The sequence below is a fragment of the Terriglobales bacterium genome (genome assembly GCA_035487355.1).
Classification (GTDB): Bacteria; Acidobacteriota; Terriglobia; order Terriglobales; family Acidobacteriaceae; genus QIAW01.
This window is the reverse complement of the sequence record DATHMF010000064.1, coordinates 12,567-30,666: the sequence shown is the minus strand read 5'-3', so window position 1 is coordinate 30,666 and position 18,100 is coordinate 12,567. Positions and strand designations below refer to the sequence as shown.

The following is an 18,100-nucleotide window of genomic DNA, read 5'->3' as shown; positions in this document are numbered from 1 at the left end:
ACGGCATCCGCTATCTGATTGAACAGGCTGCGATAGAGCGCTTCCGCTTCATGCAACGTTCGAACGGGCGCCGGATTGGTTCCGGCAATACCGGCATGTGTGTCGGAGGGCGGCCTACGCCCGGGGTTGGCCACCAGGGCCTCCTCGTCTCCTGTCCGTTGGGGGGGCGGCGTTCAGGCTGGCTACTACGCTAGGTTTTTATACTCCCAAAAAGCTGCTATTAGCAAATACCAAATTCTTGGTCCTGCTTTGCCGTTTGATGATTTTGTGCCGTAAGTCATTCAGAATGTGGGTGGGCTTTGTTGACGTCTGCAGAAGTTATGTCCTGATTTAAGTAATTCTATACTTGACTGACCTGTGGCAGTTGGCTCCCCGCGATCCGGTCCAACGAGCTGGTGGGCGGCGTGCCTGTGCAACGGCGCTGATGCGCTTCACTATGTCCTACCCTCCCAAGGTCACGACTTGACCGACACGAAGCTCGCCCGCCCTAAACACCGTGCCGTATACGCCGGCGTAATTCTTGTTCATACGAACAACAGTCTTCATCACTTCAGAATGTGGCTTGGCTGTGTCTGGGTCAAGATTAACCATGACACATCGCTCATCCCTCATAGTAACCCTGAGGGCTGCCCCGCTGTTCGCTTCACCAAATATCAATGCGCGGCCCACCCATCTGTCTTCCTCAAACGGCTCAGCGCTATCGGTTTCGATCACAACGTTTGGTCGAAATCTGCGAATGTCAAGGTCTCGGCCTGACTCGCGCTCGACGCCATGCACTGTGCCGAGGCTGATTACCGAAATACAGGCTTCGTCGAAGACGCCATGTCTGAGATTCATCAATTCGACATCACTGCCATACCGGCTCGAAATTTCCTCCCGTAGTTCGTCGCTTCGTAGTTCGTACTCTTTCCCGTCCGGCGTACGAATGTGCGTCGGAAGCAGTTCGGCAGTGTTGCTGTCGAGCCCGAATGGTTTATAGAGGAGCAACTGCGGTAATTTGCTCGCTGTCAGCCAGGGCATCCCACTTTTGTCAGTGAGTCGCCGAAAAGCTAACCTACGATCACCCTCAATGCCATGCCAACTTAGCCTTGCAACATCTAGTAATTCACCGGCCATTGACTTAACTGGGTAACGAAAGATGGCACTAATTCGTCCTAGCTTCATATGACTCCATAGCAACTCTATACTGACAATGTAGACGCCCAACGGTTGAGTTGACCGGGCGCGGCGATTACAGATTAGGCAGCCTTTCGTTTCTTCTCCGCATTTTTCTTGCGCTGATATGCGGCCTCTCGCTTTTCGATCTCAACACAGACCTCTATATCCACGCACCGCTGCTAAAGTAGCTTTATCGGTCTTGGCTGCAGTTTTACTTTGTGGAGAGGCTCCGGAAAAAGGACACTTACTTGAACCCACCTCCACCACTCCGCAGCTTCCTTTAGCTTCTGCATCAGCATCATGCGGACCGGTGGGACCGCCGCTGCGCGCTTTGGTGCTCATCTCTTCAATTTCAACTTCCACCAGCGTGGTGGCGTTGAGATGCTCCAAAGTAGGGGCTTGATAATCCCGTCCGGCCGTGCGTTCTTCAAAGTAGCGGCCAATCATGGCTTCGAATACCACACGCTTTTCCTGTTCTGATTCCAGCAGGCGTGCATGGCCAAAGCACACCGCACTGCGATAGTTCATGGAGTGGTTCATCGCCGTCCGCGAGTAAACCAAGCCCTCCACGAGCGTAACGCTTACGCATACGGGTGCACCCGCCGCCAGGTGCAACAGGGTGCGGCTGGCGGTTGATCCGTGCAGATACAGCCGCTGCGGCTGCGCCGGATCATAGTGATAGGTGAAAGGGATAACATACGGCTGCCCATCCTTCACAAAACCCACGTGCGCAACCGTTCCCTGGGCGAGGATATTGCTTGCCTCGCCCGGAACAGCTCGTTCAGGATGCCGTCGAATTCGAGATCGTTCACCTGTGTTTTGCGTAGCGAGTATATTCGTTTCCATGAGCTTTGCTTCCAACTTTGGAGGCGCACAATCTCTGCCGGTTTTAAACAGCAACTGCTTGCTGTGCTGGTTTATAGGTTCCAGGAACGGAGCGAAACGCAATCGCAATCCGGTTCCAGCTATTGATAGTGGTGACTAACAGTGTCAGGTCCATCAATTCCGCCTCGCTGAAATGTTTGCGGGTCTCTTCATATACTTCATCCGGAACGTGTGTTTCATGGACCAGCGTCAAAGCTTCGGCCCACGCCAAAGCAGCCCGCTCACGGTCGGAGTAGAAGGGGGCCTCGCGCCAGGCATTCAGCAGATACAGACGTTGCTCCGTCTCGCCACCGGCGCGCGCATCTTTGCTGTGCATGTCCAGACAATAGGCGCATCCGTTGATCTGTGAAACCCGCATCTTCACCAACTCGCGCAGCGGTCTCTCAATGCTGCTTTGAGCAAGATAGTGTTCCAGTCCCAGCATGGCCTTGTAAGCGCTGGGGGAGGCTTTGGTCGCATCCAGTCTTGACTTCATATTCATTTCTCCTTGGGTCCAGTTATAAAGAAGTTTAGGAAACAGCTTGCGGATAAGCTCCTGTTCGATAGTCATGATTTGCTTAGGTTTTTCCTGCGACTGCGTGGTTGCCTGCCCTTCATCCGCAGGCGCAGGCTGGTTGGTCGCTGACATCGCTTTCCGCTGTTCGGTCATCGGATTTTCCTCTATGCAACCAGTTAGTGTGCCCGAAAAGCGGTATGAACTAAAGAGCCACTTTCGCGACAAATTATGGTGCCACTTTATGTTCTAATATTTGCATGAGACGAGTCTCTTCTGCCGCTGTGGCTGCTGCTCTTGCGCCGAACCCTAAGTCATCGGAATCGCTTTATCGCCAGCTTTATGACAAGTTGCGCAGCGGCATTCTTGAAGGACGCTTCACTCGCGGCCAGCAAATGCCCTCTACGCGCATTCTGGCAGAAGACATGGGCGTCTCCCGCAATACCGTTCTCAACGCATTCGAGCAACTGATCGCCGAAGGATACCTGGAAGGAGCTACAGGTTCTGGAACCTATGTGGCGCGTGCTTTGCCGGAAGAGATGCTGCGCGTCACAACCACACCCGCCTGCGCGATTGCATCGGGTAAAAGGCGCCGCTGGTCTCGCCAGGGAATGCGTCTGACAAGGTATGGATCAAGCAGGTTCCGTCAAGCAATAACGCCGAGGCCGTTTCAATCCGGAGTTCCTGCGTTTGATGTTTTCCCTTTTGATCTCTGGACGCGGCTTCTGAATCGGCGATGGCGCAAACGGCCTAGCGAACTGCTTGGTTACGGAGACTCCGGTGGATATACGCCCTTGCGCCAAGCCATCGCTTCTTATCTTGCCGTGGCGCGTGCAGTGCGCTGTGAGCCCGAGCAGGTAATTGTGGTTTCCGGAGCGCAACAGGCCATGGACCTGGCTGCTCGTCTGCTGCTCGAACCCGGCGACTCGGTGTGGGTGGAGGAGCCCGGATATTTAGGTGCCTATGCCACCTTGAATGCCGCTGGAGCCAAACTGATACCAGTTGCAGTGGATGAAGACGGGCTCGATGTCCGCCAGGGGATTGCACGTGGGCCTCGGGCGCGCATGGTCTACGTTACGCCCTCGCACCAGTTTCCTTTAGGCATGACCATGTCACTGACGCGGCGGCTGGAGCTGCTCAGTTGGGCGCAAAAATCAGGCGCATGGATTCTGGAAGATGACTATGACAGCGAGTATCGCTACGCCAGCCGTCCTCTGGCTGCGATGCAAGGACTTGACCATCGCGGGCGCGTCATCTACTTCGGTACGTTTAGCAAGGTGCTGTTTCCTGCTCTGCGTCTCGGATATCTGGTTGTCCCACCCGATCTGGTGGAAGGCTTTCTGGTGGCCAAAGCGATTACCGACCGGCAATCGCCCACCATTGAGCAGGCGGTGCTGGCCGAGTTCATCAGCGAGGGCCATTTCAGCCGTCATATCAGAAGAATGCGTGCGCTTTATCTGGAGCGAGTGGAAACGCTGGTGGAGTCAGTCGAAAAAGAACTAAAGGGATTTTTGGATATACGTCGCCCGGAAGCAGGTATGCACACGATTGGCTGGTTACAAAAGGGAAGTGATGACCGCAAGCTTGTGCGCCAGGCTGCTGCTGTCGGAGTCACCGCCCTGCCGCTCAGCGCTTTTTATCTTGGTGCCGGACGGAAACCCGGTCTCATATTGGGCTATGCGGGATACAGTGAGAAAGCCATCCGCGAAGGTGTTCGCAAACTCGTCCAAGCTCTGCTTCACTAGCTATTTCTTATGCCCACTCTTCGCTGCTGGCGTTGCTTCTTTTGCCGTCGCACCGCTCCCACTCAGGGCCGACTGAACTGCGGCTGGCAGCTTATCTGCAGTGGCCAGCAGTAGACTTACCTGCCAGAGCTCGTTGTCAGACAGAGACCCTTTAAACCCTGGCATGCCTGTCAGCCGAATGCCATTGGCTGCCTTCCAGTAAGTTTCCGTCGCAGGATCATCGGTGACGCCCTTGCCATGAAACAACTGCGGAGGTTTGGGGAACATACCTTTGGCTATGGCTGTGGGCTGTTGTTCCGGAAGCCCATGGCATACTGCACAGTGCTGCAGATAAATCGGTACACCGGCAAGCAGGTTGGCATCATTCACAGGCAGGGCCGGCGTAGCGGGTGCTTCTTTTTTGATGCGAGCATCAAGCGCCATGTGTGCCAGCCGTTTTTCAAAAGGCAGGGGCGGGGCCGAAGTGGCCACCGGCGCGCTGCCCGTCGAAAAATAAAAGTAAGCTCCTACCGGAATTATCAATACGCCAAAAATGAGACCGAGGATGAACCTTTTCATGCGCAGCTCCCTAATGTCATAAAAATGTCAACGATGCCACCCAGATACGCCATTGTCATACGCTGTTCCGGGCAGGAAAATATAACATAGCCAGTAGGGAAGCACTTTGTAGTGCGAGTCCGTGGTCTCCTAATTTGACGGGCGCTTCATTTCAAGACTAAGCCTAAGGCCGTAGGGTGCTTCGGCTGATAAAGGCCAACCTCGCCTCCACCCGGAAGCCGCATCTTCGTAATGGAACCCCATGGTGCTTCCTGAATTTCAGAGTACTTAACGTCCTTCTTCGCGAGGGAAGCCATTTCGGCTTTCAGATCGTCGCACATAAAATAGAGTTCGTGGGCGCCATTTTCATCGGACGGGTGGAACGCGGCTTCTGCCGGCGGCAGGGCGAAGATCAGCCAGCCATGGCCCGCATCCACGGATTTGAACCCGAGGACGTCGCGGAAAAATGCGCGGTCCGCCTCGGCGTTTTGCTGTAGACAATTACGTGAGCACCAGAAATCATTTGCCTCTCCTGAAGGAATGCCTGGAACTCCTGGCATGTTCCGTGGAACCTCGAGAACTCGATCAAGATTCAATAAGGAGACTATCCGCGAGTCTATCCAAGCCGAATATTATCCATCAGAGTCTGTGGAATTACCTGCAAGAAGCGAGATACTATTGCGTTCTTCAGGTGTCTATAGCGCTTCACGATTACTGTATCCGCTACCGTGACTGTGTCCGCTACCGTGGAAGAGTGGGCCTTTAGGCCCACGTTGAGATGCAAAAACAAATGGGCTTTAGCCCCGGTGCTGGCGCGGATACACCAACTCTGAATTGCTATATTCGTTAATAATCCCCGCTTTTCATCGTCATAGATAACAGACGGGGTAAGCAGGATGAAAACATTCGCAGTCATGGTTCAAACCAAGGAACTTCGCCCGTGGTCCAGTGAGATCGAAGAGGTCTTCCGCACTCACTACACCAATGCCTTCCGGGCGGCCTACCGCATCACCGGCAGTCACAGCGATGCCGAAGACGTTCTCCAGACGCTCTTTCTCCGGTTATTGCGGCGAGGTCCCGCGGGCGAATTGGTCTCCAACCTGGGAGGCTATGTTTATCGCGCGGCTATCAATGCGTCGCTCGATGTGTTGCGTTCCAGGCGAGACGGGCGGTGCATTCCTCTGCAGGAAGAAGATTTGCCTGCTGGGGGAAAGATTTCTCCCGACCGCATGCTCGAGTCCAAAGAAACTCAGGTCTGGCTGCGCGGCGCTCTTGCCGGCATGAACCCGCGCTGGGCTGAGATTTTCATCCTGCGTTACTTCGATGAGCTCGATAACCGTGAGATCGCGCGTATGCTCCACATTTCGCACGCCACCGTCGCCGTGACCCTCTATCGGGTGCGGCGTCTGTTAGAGCGCGAGTTCAAGGCGCGCATGAGAGGGAACCGATGAACAGCCAAAATACTTCCAATACTTCCAAAGACACTTTGAAGACATTACTAAAAAATACGATTGACTCCATTCGTGCAGACCAGCCGAATCCTGAGCTTGTGCGCGAAAGCGAGGCCCGTCTGTGGGCACAGCCCAGCAGCTCGGCCACTGCCGGAGCCATTCACGGATGCGCCGACGTGCGCGCCCTGCTCGAGGACTACAAGAACAAGAAGCTGGCGGTTCCGCGCGCGTTGCTGGTCGAAGCTCACTTGCACGAATGTGTGAGCTGCAGCCGTTACTTCGAGCACGCTGCTGCTCCGCTTGCATGGGAGCCGGCCAAGCCCTCGGCTGCAACTAATCCTCTATCCTGGAAGATGTATGCCGTCGCCGCCATGATTGTTGTTGCGGTTGGTGCTGCTGCGCTTTTCATGCAAAGCGACCGGTTCTTCGCTCCGCCCGGACCGCGGGCCACTGTCGAGTCTATTGACGGAGGGCTGTATCGCGTTTCAGCCAATGGCGAGCAGGCAGTTCGTCCCGGTGATCAATTTGCCGAGGATGAAACCCTCCGCACTCCTAATGGCGGTCACGCTTTTGTCCGCCTGAGTGATGGTTCCCACGTGGAGATGAACGAGCGCGCAGAATTCTCCGTCAGCCAGGGCCGCAAAAACACTACCGTCCATCTTGAACGCGGTGACATCCTGATTCAAGCCGCGCACCGGACCAGCGGACATCTTTATGTTCTATCCAAAGATTGCCGCGTTGCCGTGACTGGAACCATCTTCGCGGTCAGCAGCGGGATTAGAGACTCGCGGGTAATGGTAATCGAGGGCGCCGTCAAGGTCTCATACTCCGGCGAGGAACAGACGCTCCGCCCGGGAGATGGGCTTTCGACAGCAAGTGGCGCTGAAGCCGTCTCGGTGAAGAAAGAGATCGCCTGGAGCCGAAATCTCGACCAGTATCTTCAATTACTGGCCCAGTTCGCTTCCTTGGAAAAGAAACTGGCGAAGATTCCCATGCCGGGTTTGCGTTACAGCAGCCGCCTGCTTCGCTTCGTACCGCAAGACACCATGCTTTATGCCAGCTCTCCCAACTATGGTGATGCCCTCAAGCAGGCCGATCAGCTTCTGCATGACCAGTTGCAGAGCAGCGATGCTTTGAATAAATGGTGGGAGCAGGTCAATGCTGGCCGGCATCCCTCGCTGGAGGAGATGATTCAAAAATTCCAGACGCTCAGCCAATATCTTGGAGACGAGGCCGTATTCAGCGTCGTGCAGCAAGGCGAACGCTGCCAACCGCTGATCCTGGCGGAAGTGCAGCGTGCAGGGTTGCGGGAGTATCTGGAAAGCGAGGCTGCCAATGCCAACAACAACCCCGGTGGGCGAACTGTTCTTCAAGTGCTCGATGCCTCAGAACTCGATGGTGTCGTTGCCAACGGTCCTGAAACTAAATTGTTTGCGGTGGTGCTGCCGCAATATGTCCTGGTTTCACCTGATCCGGGGCTGCTCAAAAGCACGATCGCAAGGATTGAATCCAGTTCCGAAAGCGGTTTTGCCGAAACTCCTTACGGCCAGTTGCTCACCAACCTGTATTCCAATGGCATAGGCCTGCTCTTCACGGCAGACATCGCAAGTCTGCACCAGCACCGCGCCATGTATCAAAAGGGTCCCAGAAATCAGGAAGACCTTTCCCTCTCCGGCTTCGGCGATCTCAAATATCTGATTGCCGAGTCCAAAGATGTAAACAGCACGAGCGAAAACCACGCCGTTTTGATCTTCAACGGTCCGCGCCATGGCATTGCTTCCTGGTTGGCGGCGCCCGCCCCCATCGGTGCTCTGGAATTTGTCTCACCCCAGGCAAGTGCGGTGGCCTCTTTTGTAGTCAAGAAGCCCGAAGCCATGTTTGACGATCTGCTTTCCTTTGGCCAGGCCAGCAATCCGCAAGCTCAGTCTGAACTTGCGGAGTTGGAGTCAAAGCTGAAATTCAGCTTGCGCGATGATTTTGCCAGCACCTTGGGTGGAGAGGCCACGCTTGCCCTCGATGGGCCCGTGCTTCCCACGCCCTCCTGGAAGTTCATTATTGAAGTGAATGACTCTGGAAGATTGCAGAACACCCTGCACACCTTGGTAGAGGACCACAATGACGAAGCCTCTCAGCATAACTATCCCAAACTGGCCTATGACGAAACCCAGTTCGAAGGACGCACCTACTATCATGTGCACGCGCTCTCGGCCGATTCGTTCGCAGACTTCTACTATACCTTTGCCGATGGGTACATGATCGCGGGGCCGTCGCGTGCCATCCTGGTGCAAGCCATCGCCACCCGGAACAGCAGCGATAGTCTGGCGCGCTCTTCGCAGTTCCTGGCCCTCCTCCCCCAGAATTCTCAGGCTAACGTCTCGGCGCTGTACTACCAGAACCTGGCGCCGCTCCTGGATTCGGTTGCGGGCCTCACCCCCAGCCAGCTTCAGTCTCTGCGCGAGCTGGCAGCCGACTCCAAGCCCAGCATGGCGGTGGCCTATGGCGAGGAGTCGCAGATTGAATTTGTGACCAACGGTAAATTCCCCGGGCTTGATCCTGATACTCTGGCGTTGACCCGCTTGCTGGATCTGGCCAAGGGAACCAAGTAAAGGAGATTGACGTATCTAGAACTGGTTGCCTTAAGAATTTTGAAGCGAGAAGACATGTATCAGGGCCCGAACTTGAGTCGGGCCCTGAGCGCGGGCTTTAGCCTCTGAGGTTTAAAACGCGGTTCTAATCTAACGAATGCTGCCAATTATCGAGTTCGATGGCCTTACAGTTAGCCTGGGCGGGCGTGAAATACTCCACGGTCTCAGTGGAGCGCTCAATGGTAAGGCCATTGGTTTGTTAGGCCCCAACGGCGCCGGCAAAAGCACTTTCATCAATACGCTTCTCGGTTTTCACAAACCCAGCAAGGGCACTGTGCGGGTGCATGGCCGCGACGTTTGCAGCGACGCCATGGCGGTGCGCCGCATGATCGGCTACATGCCCGAGAACGAGTCTTTCATTGCCGGCATGAGCGGCGTGCGCTTTGTGCGCTACATGGCCGAGCTCGCCGGATTGCCCGCGGAAGAGGCCCTGGAGCGCGCACATGAGGCTTTCTTTTATGTCGGGCTGGGCGAGGCCCGCTATCGCAAGCTGGGGACCTATTCGCTCGGCATGAAGCAGTTGGCCAAGCTGGCGCAGGCCATCGCGCACGGCCCCAACCTGCTTCTTCTGGATGAACCTACCAACGGTCTCGATCCGCCGGCGCGTCTGCGCATGCTGCAGCTTATTCGCGAGATCCGCGATACGCCGGGAATGAACCTCGTTCTCTCTTCCCACCTGCTGCACGACGTGGAGGAGTGCTGCGACGAGGTCTTGATTTTGAATGACGGCCGCATTGCGGCGCTGTGCAATCTTGAGGAAGAGCGCAAGGCCAACCGCAAGTTCCTTGAACTCGAGACCATCGGCGATGAAAACGCCTTCGCCGAAGCCGCCGAGAACATGGGATGCGAATGCGCCCTCTTCAGCCGCGGACGCATGAAGATCGTTTTGCCCAATGAGATTGAACTGCGGCAAATCTACAAGTTGGCCGCTGAAAAGGGTGTACAGATCCGGCGCATGAACCACCGCCGTGACTCGCTGGAAGATATTTTCCTGCGGGCCATGGAAGAACCAAGTGCTTCTCCAATTGCGCCGCTTGCGGCGCACGGTGGGAGCCCCCGGCTTTAGCCGGGGGTAAGCTTAAATTAAGAAGTCGGGCTTTAGCCCCGGCCTCTGTTGAGCAGCAAATTACTTACGCAAGATTAAAAGGGACAGTCCCAAATGGCCGTCTATAAACGAACCTATCGCCGTTACGACGGCCAGCTTACCGCGCAATGGTCGCGCTTCCTGGTCCTGACGCGCTATTCACTCTCTACCCTCTTCGACTCGCGCCCGTTTACCGCCTTTGTGGTGCTTTCGGCGATACCGCTGCTTCTTTCCGCGGTTGTGATCTATCTGAGTCACAGCGCCGCGGCGCGTGCTCTGCTCCAGATGAACGATGTCGGGCGGACCCTTGTTGAAATCGATCCCAGGTTCTTTCGCCAGATCCTGATGAATCAGGGCATGTTCGCATTTCTCATAACCGCCTGGGCGGGTCCCGGATTGGTGGCGCCTGACTTGGCCAACCAGGCTTTGCCTTTGTATCTCTCGCGCCCCTTCTCGCGTGCCGAGTACGTGCTGGGCAAGATGGGTGTGCTCTTCCTCCTGCTCTCATCCATTACCTGGTTGCCGGTGCTGCTGCTTTTCGGGTTGCAGTCTGGTCTGGCCGACGCCGGCTGGTTCGCGGAGAACTACTGGATGATGGGTTCCATCTTCCTCTCCGGTATTTTATGGATCATCGTTATCTCTCTTCTGTCGCTGGCCATCTCCGCCTGGGTGCGTTGGCGCATTGTGGCCAGCGTACTTCTGTTTGGCATCTTCTTTGTGGCTGCAGCTTTCGCTGAGATGATCAACGGCATTCTGAGCACCACCCGGGGACACCTTCTGAATATCGCTCACCTCATCTTCGGCGTGATATGGCCAAGCCTGTTTCGTTTAGGGCAGGAGGTTGCGGCAGCAAATCCTCACGCCAGACATCCCCACTTGCCTCCAGGAGCAGTGGTTCCGCTTCTACCGCCGCCCATTCCCCTGTGGCAGGCCTGGATGGTTGTTCTCGTGGTTTGTTCACTATGCTTGTTGCTGTTGAACCGCCGCTTACGCGCCCGTGAGGTCGTGCGCGGATGAGCGTACCTACTCAAAATCGCATTCTGTTCGAAAATGTCTCCAAGTTTTACGGCGAGGTTCTGGGCGTGAACCGCGTGAACCTTTCGTTGTCGGCCGGAGTCACAAGCCTGGTAGGACCCAACGGCTCGGGAAAGACCACGCTCATGAACCTGATGACCGGCCTCATCAGGCCAACCAACGGCGCCATCAGCGTTCTGGGAATCGCTCCTTCGCAACCGGAAAAGCTTGCCCGCGTGCTCGGCTACTGCACCCAGTTTGACTCCTTTCCGCCAGGCCTCACCGGACGCGAATTTATTCACGACTGGCTGCGCTTGCACGGCTTCAACCATCAGGAAGCCGGCCGCCTTACTGAAGATGCTCTGGCACGCGTGGAACTGACCGAAGCCGCCGACCGCAAAGTTGCCGGATACAGCAAAGGCATGCGCCAGCGTATTCGTTTGGCCCAGGCCATCAGCCATCATCCCACGGTCCTCATTCTCGATGAACCCCTGAATGGTCTCGATCCCCGGGCCCGCGCCGCTTCCATGGCGCTATTCGAGGCCTTGGGCAAAGAGGGCATGCATGTGGTGATCTCGAGCCACATCCTGCATGAGGTGGATCGCATCTCCGATGAAGTTGTGCTCATCAGCAGCGGATACATCGTGGCCGAGGGTAAGATCCCCGATGTCCGCACCGAAGTCAAAGAACATCCTATGCAGATTCTGGTTCGCTGCGCCCAGCCCGAGCTGCTGGCCTCGCGCGTCTTTGCCCAGAACCATGCAGTCGAAGCCAAACTGCAACTCGATGGCAAAGGCATCTTGATTCGCACCACCAATGCCGACGAGTTCTATTCGCTGCTGAACCGCCTCATCGTCGAAGATGGCATCCAAGTCGAAGCCGTCGCTCCCGCCGATGATGATGTGAACTCGGTGTATCAGTATTTAATCGGTTCCGATGGAGAGCGCATATGAGTCAGGCGAGCAATAGTTCAGGCGCGCGCACATGGATTACCCGTCAGCCCTGGCGGCTCTGGGGCCACCAGGTAATGGCCGTCGTGCGGCAGGAATTGAAACATAATCTCTTCAGCCTGCGGGCCGCAGCGATCTATTTGCTGGCTTTTGCTCCCGTTGTGATTCTCGGGATATATGTCCTGCAAATCCCGTGCCTGAACTGCAACGCATATGGGAATGCGTCGCTTGCCCGCACCTTCCAGTCCTATTTGGACGAAGAGACCACCATGTTTGCCGGCATCTTCCAACTCTACTACCTGCGCCTCGGGATTTTCTTTGGCGTCATGGGAGTTTTCACCTGGCTGTTTCGCGGCCAGATCGTGCAGCGCACGTTGCATTACTCGTTTCTTGCCCCGCTGCGGCGCGAGCTGCTGATCATCGGCAAGTTTCTGGCAGGGGTATTGATGGCGACGCTAACGTTTGGTGCGGGCGTGTTGCTCTCATTCGTACTGGTCTATTGGCACGTCAGGTCCGCCGGATTTGACTACGTTTTTCACGGACCTGGCCTCGCGCAACTGGCGGCATATCTCGGCATCACCGCCCTGGCCTGCATCGGTTATGGGGCGATCTTCCTTACGCTCACCATCATCTTCAAGAACCCGATTATTCCCGGAATCGTCATGCTGGGATGGGAGACCTTCAGCGGAATTTTTCCCGCCATGCTGCAGAGGTTGAGCGTCTCGTTCTATCTCAAGCACCTCTGTCCGGTGAACGCCCCCTCAGATGGCATCCTGGCCTTGCTCACGGTGGTCACAGAACCCGTCGCCGCCTGGGCCACTGTGCTAGGGCTTCTGCTGCTGGCGTCGGTCGCACTGGCCGTCGCCTGTATCCGCAGCCGCACGCTCGAGATCAGCTACAGCAGCGAACAATAAAGCAGGTGCAAGGCCCAAGGTGTAAGGCGCAAGGAAAGCTGTGGTCCTTTGTGCCCTTCGTGGTTCATCCTTAGTGTCCTTTGTGGTTTGCTTTTGTTGTGCTATTCTCATACTCGCGTAGGAAACGCCCGTTATGAAACAAAAAACGCAAACCTTATTGCGTAGGCCAACAAAGCCGCACTCCGGCTTTGCGGGCGCCCGGGCGTCCAATTATCGCAGCTAGATCAAAGCGGTATCCTCGGCGCACTTTCCTACGCAAATCTCAACAACTAAAAAGAAGCTCCAAAAGGGCAAGGTTCTGCCGAAATGTTTCTTGGGCAAAAGCGAGTGCCTTTACGGCTGCAGAGCTTTGGCTGTGAGAGAGGTATCAAAATGGTATCAAACTGTTGGTCTTCAAGGCGTTGTCGCTTATCATTTTCTTGAGCTGCGTCTTGAGTCAGTGGATCAGGGTGCCCGAGCCAAAAGCTGAGGGTTTGCAGCGGTTATCAATGAATTGCAGCCCCACTACCAGCAAGTGGGAGTAAATGAGGATATATGTCATTTGTTTTTAATGACTTAGCGTTGAAGTCGGCTATCCAGCAAGTGGGTGGGTGGAAAACGGGAATGGAAGTAAAAGTTATGACTGAAAAACTGTACGACGTAATCAAACCCGAACACGGCGTTCCTATTCAAGGGCCTTATAAAGAGCAACTGAGGACTTGTATCCGAGTCATTACTCCGATGGGTGCCGCATGTCATTGGATTGAAATGAGTTAACTTGGCATGAACTACTCCAAGTAATGGGGGGTGGGGGAGTAATGATGAAGTGAGTGCGAGGCGAGCGCTGAAACCGGCGAGCTTAGACGAGTGGTGAACGAAGCGAAAAGAGAAAGTTATGACTGAAAAACTGTACAACGTAATCAAACCTGAACACGGCGTGCCTATCAAGGCCTGGACGCGCGGCGTTGCCCTGGAAGCTGCTGCTGAAAAGCAGTTGCTCAACGTGGCCAGCCTGCCGTTCATCTACAAGTGGATGGCCGCCATGCCCGACGTGCACTGGGGCATCGGCGCAACTGTGGGCAGCGTAATTCCCACCAAGGGCGCGATCATTCCTGCCGCCGTTGGCGTGGATATCGGCTGCGGCATGATGGCGGTGAAGACCAGCCTGAACGCCCGCGATCTGCCTGACAACCTGGCGAAGATCCGCTCGGCAATCGAGAAGGCCGTGCCCCACGGACGCACCAACAACGGAGGCCCCGGAGACCGCGGCGCATGGTACGAGATCCCCGCGCCGGCGCAGGATATCTGGGGCAAGCTCAAGGAAGGATTCGAGCAGATCACCGCCAAGCATCCCAAGCTGAGCGCCAAGCACGCTAATACCGTGAACCACCTGGGCACGCTGGGCACAGGGAACCACTTCATCGAGGTTTGCCTCGATGAAAGCCAGAACGTCTGGTTCATGCTGCACAGTGGATCGCGTGGCGTGGGCAACCGTGTGGGGACATTTTTCATTGAGCTTGCCAAGGAAGATATGCGCAAGTGGATGATCAATCTTCCCGACGAGGACCTGGCCTACCTGCCTGAGGGCACCGAACACTTCCACGACTACTGCTTCGCCGTGAAGTGGGCGCAGGACTTTGCCTTCTCGAATCGCCAGTTGATGATGAGCAACATCATCCGCACGGTGCGCGAGAGCGGAGAAGTGCCCGCCTTCGACGCCAACGTGGAGGCGGTGAACTGCCACCACAACTACGTTGCCTGGGAGAACCACTACGGCCAGAACGTCATGGTGACCCGCAAGGGCGCCGTGCGTGCGCGTGAAGGCGATATGGGCATCATCCCCGGCAGCATGGGGGCGCAGTCGTTCATCGTGCGCGGTTTGGGAAATCCGGAGAGCTTCATGAGCTGCAGCCACGGCGCGGGCCGTGCCATGTCCCGCGGCGAGGCCAAGCGTAAATTCACGCTGGCCGATCACGCGGCAGCCACTGCGGGCGTTGAATGCCGCAAGGATGCTGATGTGATTGATGAAACTCCCGGCGCCTACAAGCCTATCTCCGCGGTGATGGAAGCGCAGAAAGATCTGGTTGAGATTGTGTACACGCTCAAGCAGGTGGTCTGCGTGAAGGGATAGATAGCTGCGAAGCTGCGCATATTTTGGCAGCTTCGCAGAGTCAAAGCTAAAAGCTAAAAGCTATGCCTTCGGCAGCAGTACCAAAATAAACGTAGCCAGCGGGCCAAAGAGGATCGAGAGAATGAACCAAAGAAGTCCGCTGCGGTTTTTCCCCTGGGCGATTCCGGCGTTGATCAGGGCCAGTGTCCCCCATCCGATGTAATAACCAGGTTGCAGCAATTCATCGCTAATAGGTCTGAGCATGCGGCATTGTAACGTATCTGGGAGGCTCGCTGAACGCTTACGCTCCGCGATGCACCAATCGGATAAGCCAAAAAACAATTGCGGCCATGAGCGCCGCGGCGGGTATGGTAAGCACCCATGCCCAGACGATGCGCCGTGCAACTCCCCAGCGCACAGCGGAGACGCGCTGCGTCGATCCCACTCCCACAATCGCGCCGGTAATCGTATGCGTGGTGCTCACCGGGATTCCGGTCAACGCCGTGCCCATCAGGGTGATGGCGGCGGCGGTCTCGGCGCAGAATCCGCCCACTGGTTTGAGCTTGGTGATTTTTGTTCCCATGGTGCGAATAATGCGCCATCCCCCGAAGTAGGTTCCCAGGGCGATGGCGATATACGCCCCAAAAATGATGGGATAGTGAAAGGGGCCCCAGTCGGTATTCATCTCCGTTTGCGTGATGTAACCGCCGGCAAAGAGCGCACCCGCGACGATCCCCATGGTTTTCTGAGCGTCATTACCGCCATGTGCCAGGCTGACGCCGGCCGAAGACACCAATTGCAGCCAGCGAAACCATCGGTCTACCTGCCGCGGAGTCGCGCGGCGCAGAATCCACGAGGTGGCCACCATCAATCCCAGACCGAGCAGAAATCCCAACAAAGGAGAGACGATGATAAAGATCAGCGTTTTGTTCCATCCCGCAGGAATAATTACGCTGAACCCGCCGCGGGCAATAGCTGCGCCGGCATATCCACCGATCAGCGCATGCGAGGAAGAAGTGGGCAGCCCCCAATACCAGGTCATCAAGTCCCAGATAATGGCGCCCAGTAATCCCGCAAGCACCACAAACTGGGTTACATGGTGTAAGTCGATCAAGCCCTTGCCGATGGTCTTGGCCACGGCGATCCCCAGCACAAACGCAGCCGCAAAATTGAAAAAAGCGGCCCACACCACCGCTAGCTTGGGTGAAAGTACTCGAGTAGAGACGACTGTGGCAATACTGTTGGCTGCATCATGGAACCCGTTGATGAAATCAAAAGACAATGCTACCAGGACGGTGACGGCGGTAAGAATCAGTGTACTGTTCAGATGCAAAAAGTTCGACCTCGGTCAGAACTGGGATCAGGCGCTCTTCAAAACTACAGTTTCAAGTACATTAGCTGCATCTTCTGCTTTGTCAGTGGCAGTCTCCAGCACTTCGTACAACTCTTTCATCTTGATCAATGTAATCGGATCTTTTTCGCGTTCAAACAGCCGGGCAATGGAATCACGCGCAATGGTGTCCGCTTCATTTTCCAGGCGGTTGATTTCCACGCAGTGCTCCAGGACATGATCGTGTTTTTCCAGCAGCGAAACCGCCTTGGACAGTTCTTCGCACTGTTTGATGATCACTTGTGCCAGCTCTGATGATGAAGGCGGCGCAGTGAGAATTTTGTACATCACCAGCCGTTCCCCGGCCGCATGGATAAAATCCAGAACATCATCCAGTGATGTCGCCAGCCGGTGAATATCTTCCCGGTCAAAAGGTGTAATGAAAGTCGAATTGAGTTTGGTGAGAATCGAATGGGTAATGTCATCACCCACGTGCTCAATATCATGCAATTGCTGTACGCGTACTTCAACATTTTCCATCGTATCGAGAATGTTTTTCAGCAGTACCGCACCCTGCATAAGATTGGCCGACATGGCAGCGAACATCTCGAAGAACTTAGTTTCACGTGGAACCAGACGAACCATGAAGTTATATGTCCTTGTCTTTGTAGATTAGGGCAATCAATCGCGTATAGCCTTAAGAGTTAGAGCAAAACTATAGCAGCCGGGGGCGAATGTGGCTAGTCAGAGTCAGACCAACGCCCACTTTGCAAATTGATTTCGCAGGCCGCGGAACAGCTTGACCATGGCCTTCCAGACCAGATGGACCAACACAATCACCATGACCAGCGCAATGGCAACCAATGCCGCCGCTATATACGGATGAGCTGTAGCAAACCAGGTAAGCGCAATCGCAATGGCATCTTCTCCCGCGCTAAGCGCAATGTTGGAGGCTGGTTCAGGCGAGGGCGTTATGGCTGCGCGGGCCGCAAATTTTCCGCTGTGCGCAGCAAAAGCAATTGCAGCAGCCAGCAGTGCACTGAAGAGCTGCGCCTGTGGAGAAAGCTGCGATGTTGCCGCGTATCCCATGAGTGCGGCCACGGGTATGCGGATAAAAGTGTGCAGTGCATTCCACACCAAGTCAAAAGCTGGGACTTTATCGGCAAAGAATTCGACCACGAACATGGCCGTGGCCGGCCCTATGACCCACCAACTCGTCAAAACGTGCAATGAGGGCGGCAGGGGAACAACATCGAAATGTCCCAGCAGGCCGAGGGTGGCGACAGTGGCATAAACATTAAGTCCGGCCGCAAAGCTGGCCCCTACGACGATTGCCAGGATTTCCCGGTTCTCGAAAGCGGGCAGCGTCATCGAAGTCATGCCGAAAACTCCCATCAGCTCCGTACTATAGTACGGCTTTTTTGCAGTTGAAGGGAGACTAGATCGGCTCAAGCGGGTAAAGGTGGAGAGCGCAAATGAAAAAGGCCGTCCGCAGACGGCCTTTTTCATTCGGTAGTTTGTTTACAGAGTGTTCTCGATTTCAAAACCCCAAGCCTGAAGCAACGGTTCAGGAATGTACTTGGAGTTCTTGTTCCGGCGAGCCCACTCGCGCAAGCGAATAGAGCGCTGATATTGGTCAGGGGACAGCTTAAACTCTTTTACAGCCTGCTCGAAAGAGGTTACAACGGGGATGATCGGGCCAATCGGCTCGGGTTTGCCCCAGTTAGGATTTCCGCGACGTTTTGCCATGATTTATTTATTCCACCTTAAAATTAAGCAATTTATGAAAGAGTCGTATAGATTGG

The 18,100-nt window shown here is 55.4% G+C and carries 19 protein-coding genes; 9 read left to right on the top strand and 10 right to left on the bottom strand.

The window, feature by feature from the left end; all coding sequences use genetic code 11:
* Positions 1-441: 441 nt before the first annotated feature.
* The 3 genes from VK738_12150 to VK738_12140 form a co-directional block, all read right to left on the bottom strand.
* On the bottom strand, positions 442-1,164 hold the full coding sequence (locus tag VK738_12150; GenBank protein HTD23401.1) for an MOSC domain-containing protein: 723 nt from the start codon (positions 1,162-1,164) through the stop codon (positions 442-444).
* Positions 1,165-1,305: 141 nt separating this feature from the next.
* On the bottom strand, positions 1,306-2,004 hold the full coding sequence (locus tag VK738_12145; protein ID HTD23400.1) for a pyridoxamine 5'-phosphate oxidase family protein: 699 nt from the start codon (positions 2,002-2,004) through the stop codon (positions 1,306-1,308).
* 43 nt (positions 2,005-2,047) lie between these two features.
* Positions 2,048-2,692: a carboxymuconolactone decarboxylase family protein gene (locus VK738_12140; protein ID HTD23399.1), complete on the bottom strand. Its 645-nt coding sequence runs from the start codon at positions 2,690-2,692 to the stop codon at positions 2,048-2,050.
* A gap of 104 nt (positions 2,693-2,796) precedes the next feature.
* Between VK738_12140 and VK738_12135 the strand changes: the two genes are divergently transcribed.
* Positions 2,797-4,281 (top strand): PLP-dependent aminotransferase family protein, encoded by a 1,485-nt coding sequence (locus tag VK738_12135; protein ID HTD23398.1) that lies wholly within the window; start codon positions 2,797-2,799, stop codon positions 4,279-4,281.
* Here the strand turns inward: VK738_12135 and VK738_12130 are convergent, their stop codons facing one another.
* The gene (locus VK738_12130; GenBank protein HTD23397.1) at positions 4,282-4,839 is read right to left on the bottom strand and encodes a cytochrome c; all 558 of its coding nucleotides are present in this window, start codon (positions 4,837-4,839) and stop codon (positions 4,282-4,284) included.
* A 146-nt stretch (positions 4,840-4,985) separates the two neighbouring features.
* Positions 4,986-5,378 carry a hypothetical protein gene (locus VK738_12125; GenBank protein HTD23396.1) on the bottom strand — a complete coding sequence of 131 codons (393 nt, stop codon included), beginning with the start codon at positions 5,376-5,378 and terminating at the stop codon, positions 4,986-4,988.
* A gap of 336 nt (positions 5,379-5,714) precedes the next feature.
* Here VK738_12125 and VK738_12120 point away from each other — a divergent pair, with 336 nt between their 5' ends.
* From VK738_12120 to VK738_12085, 8 genes are all read left to right on the top strand, one after another.
* Positions 5,715-6,269, top strand: a complete 555-nt coding sequence (locus VK738_12120; GenBank protein HTD23395.1) for a sigma-70 family RNA polymerase sigma factor — start codon at positions 5,715-5,717, stop codon at positions 6,267-6,269.
* Entirely contained in the window at positions 6,266-8,875 is a 2,610-nt protein-coding gene (locus VK738_12115; GenBank protein ID HTD23394.1) for a FecR domain-containing protein, read from the top strand. Before VK738_12120 ends, VK738_12115 begins: the two co-directional genes overlap by 4 nt.
* A 136-nt stretch (positions 8,876-9,011) precedes the next feature.
* Entirely contained in the window at positions 9,012-9,980 is a 969-nt protein-coding gene (locus VK738_12110; protein ID HTD23393.1) for an ABC transporter ATP-binding protein, read from the top strand.
* A gap of 93 nt (positions 9,981-10,073) precedes the next feature.
* Positions 10,074-11,015, top strand: a complete 942-nt coding sequence (locus VK738_12105) for an ABC transporter permease subunit (protein ID HTD23392.1) — start codon at positions 10,074-10,076, stop codon at positions 11,013-11,015.
* Positions 11,012-11,965 (top strand): ABC transporter ATP-binding protein, encoded by a 954-nt coding sequence (locus VK738_12100; protein HTD23391.1) that lies wholly within the window; start codon positions 11,012-11,014, stop codon positions 11,963-11,965. The genes VK738_12105 and VK738_12100 overlap by 4 nt, the downstream gene beginning before the upstream one ends.
* Entirely contained in the window at positions 11,962-12,876 is a 915-nt protein-coding gene (locus VK738_12095; protein ID HTD23390.1) for a hypothetical protein, read from the top strand. The genes VK738_12100 and VK738_12095 overlap by 4 nt, the downstream gene beginning before the upstream one ends.
* Before the next feature lie 534 nt (positions 12,877-13,410).
* On the top strand, positions 13,411-13,632 hold the full coding sequence (locus VK738_12090) for a hypothetical protein (protein HTD23389.1): 222 nt from the start codon (positions 13,411-13,413) through the stop codon (positions 13,630-13,632).
* A 118-nt stretch (positions 13,633-13,750) separates the two neighbouring features.
* Entirely contained in the window at positions 13,751-14,986 is a 1,236-nt protein-coding gene (locus tag VK738_12085; GenBank protein HTD23388.1) for an RtcB family protein, read from the top strand.
* Positions 14,987-15,046: 60 nt separating this feature from the next.
* Here VK738_12085 and VK738_12080 read toward each other — a convergent pair whose 3' ends face one another.
* The 5 genes from VK738_12080 to VK738_12060 all read right to left on the bottom strand — a co-directional run bounded on the left by VK738_12080 (position 15,047) and on the right by VK738_12060 (position 18,044).
* Positions 15,047-15,229 carry a hypothetical protein gene (locus tag VK738_12080; protein HTD23387.1) on the bottom strand — a complete coding sequence of 61 codons (183 nt, stop codon included), beginning with the start codon at positions 15,227-15,229 and terminating at the stop codon, positions 15,047-15,049.
* A 37-nt stretch (positions 15,230-15,266) separates the two neighbouring features.
* Positions 15,267-16,298, bottom strand: a complete 1,032-nt coding sequence (locus tag VK738_12075; protein HTD23386.1) for an inorganic phosphate transporter — start codon at positions 16,296-16,298, stop codon at positions 15,267-15,269.
* 27 nt (positions 16,299-16,325) lie between these two features.
* Positions 16,326-16,940 carry a DUF47 family protein gene (locus VK738_12070; protein HTD23385.1) on the bottom strand — a complete coding sequence of 205 codons (615 nt, stop codon included), beginning with the start codon at positions 16,938-16,940 and terminating at the stop codon, positions 16,326-16,328.
* Between the two features lie 105 nt (positions 16,941-17,045).
* Complete coding sequence (locus tag VK738_12065; protein ID HTD23384.1) at positions 17,046-17,675, bottom strand: DUF4126 domain-containing protein; 630 nt, start codon at positions 17,673-17,675, stop codon at positions 17,046-17,048.
* Between the two features lie 141 nt (positions 17,676-17,816).
* Entirely contained in the window at positions 17,817-18,044 is a 228-nt protein-coding gene (locus VK738_12060) for a hypothetical protein (protein ID HTD23383.1), read from the bottom strand.
* Positions 18,045-18,100: the final 56 nt, after the last annotated feature.

What these genes read in the sequence shown, in the direction of transcription:
- VK738_12110 (HTD23393.1), top strand. Translation starts at nt 9,012, where the DNA reads ATGCTGCCAATTATCGAGTTCGATGGCCTTACAGTTAGCCTGGGCGGG.
- VK738_12105 (HTD23392.1), top strand. Translation starts at nt 10,074, where the DNA reads ATGGCCGTCTATAAACGAACCTATCGCCGTTACGACGGCCAGCTTACC.
- VK738_12085 (HTD23388.1), top strand. Translation starts at nt 13,751, where the DNA reads ATGACTGAAAAACTGTACAACGTAATCAAACCTGAACACGGCGTGCCT.
- VK738_12060 (HTD23383.1), bottom strand. Translation starts at nt 18,044, where the DNA reads ATGGCAAAACGTCGCGGAAATCCTAACTGGGGCAAACCCGAGCCGATT.
- VK738_12145 (HTD23400.1), bottom strand. Translation starts at nt 2,004, where the DNA reads ATGGAAACGAATATACTCGCTACGCAAAACACAGGTGAACGATCTCGA.
- VK738_12090 (HTD23389.1), top strand. Translation starts at nt 13,411, where the DNA reads ATGTCATTTGTTTTTAATGACTTAGCGTTGAAGTCGGCTATCCAGCAA.
- VK738_12095 (HTD23390.1), top strand. Translation starts at nt 11,962, where the DNA reads ATGAGTCAGGCGAGCAATAGTTCAGGCGCGCGCACATGGATTACCCGT.
- VK738_12080 (HTD23387.1), bottom strand. Translation starts at nt 15,229, where the DNA reads ATGCTCAGACCTATTAGCGATGAATTGCTGCAACCTGGTTATTACATC.
- VK738_12065 (HTD23384.1), bottom strand. Translation starts at nt 17,675, where the DNA reads ATGACTTCGATGACGCTGCCCGCTTTCGAGAACCGGGAAATCCTGGCA.
- VK738_12125 (HTD23396.1), bottom strand. Translation starts at nt 5,378, where the DNA reads ATGCCAGGAGTTCCAGGCATTCCTTCAGGAGAGGCAAATGATTTCTGG.
- VK738_12115 (HTD23394.1), top strand. Translation starts at nt 6,266, where the DNA reads ATGAACAGCCAAAATACTTCCAATACTTCCAAAGACACTTTGAAGACA.
- VK738_12130 (HTD23397.1), bottom strand. Translation starts at nt 4,839, where the DNA reads ATGAAAAGGTTCATCCTCGGTCTCATTTTTGGCGTATTGATAATTCCG.
- VK738_12070 (HTD23385.1), bottom strand. Translation starts at nt 16,940, where the DNA reads ATGGTTCGTCTGGTTCCACGTGAAACTAAGTTCTTCGAGATGTTCGCT.
- VK738_12120 (HTD23395.1), top strand. Translation starts at nt 5,715, where the DNA reads ATGAAAACATTCGCAGTCATGGTTCAAACCAAGGAACTTCGCCCGTGG.
- VK738_12100 (HTD23391.1), top strand. Translation starts at nt 11,012, where the DNA reads ATGAGCGTACCTACTCAAAATCGCATTCTGTTCGAAAATGTCTCCAAG.
- VK738_12150 (HTD23401.1), bottom strand. Translation starts at nt 1,164, where the DNA reads ATGAAGCTAGGACGAATTAGTGCCATCTTTCGTTACCCAGTTAAGTCA.
- VK738_12140 (HTD23399.1), bottom strand. Translation starts at nt 2,692, where the DNA reads ATGACCGAACAGCGGAAAGCGATGTCAGCGACCAACCAGCCTGCGCCT.
- VK738_12135 (HTD23398.1), top strand. Translation starts at nt 2,797, where the DNA reads ATGAGACGAGTCTCTTCTGCCGCTGTGGCTGCTGCTCTTGCGCCGAAC.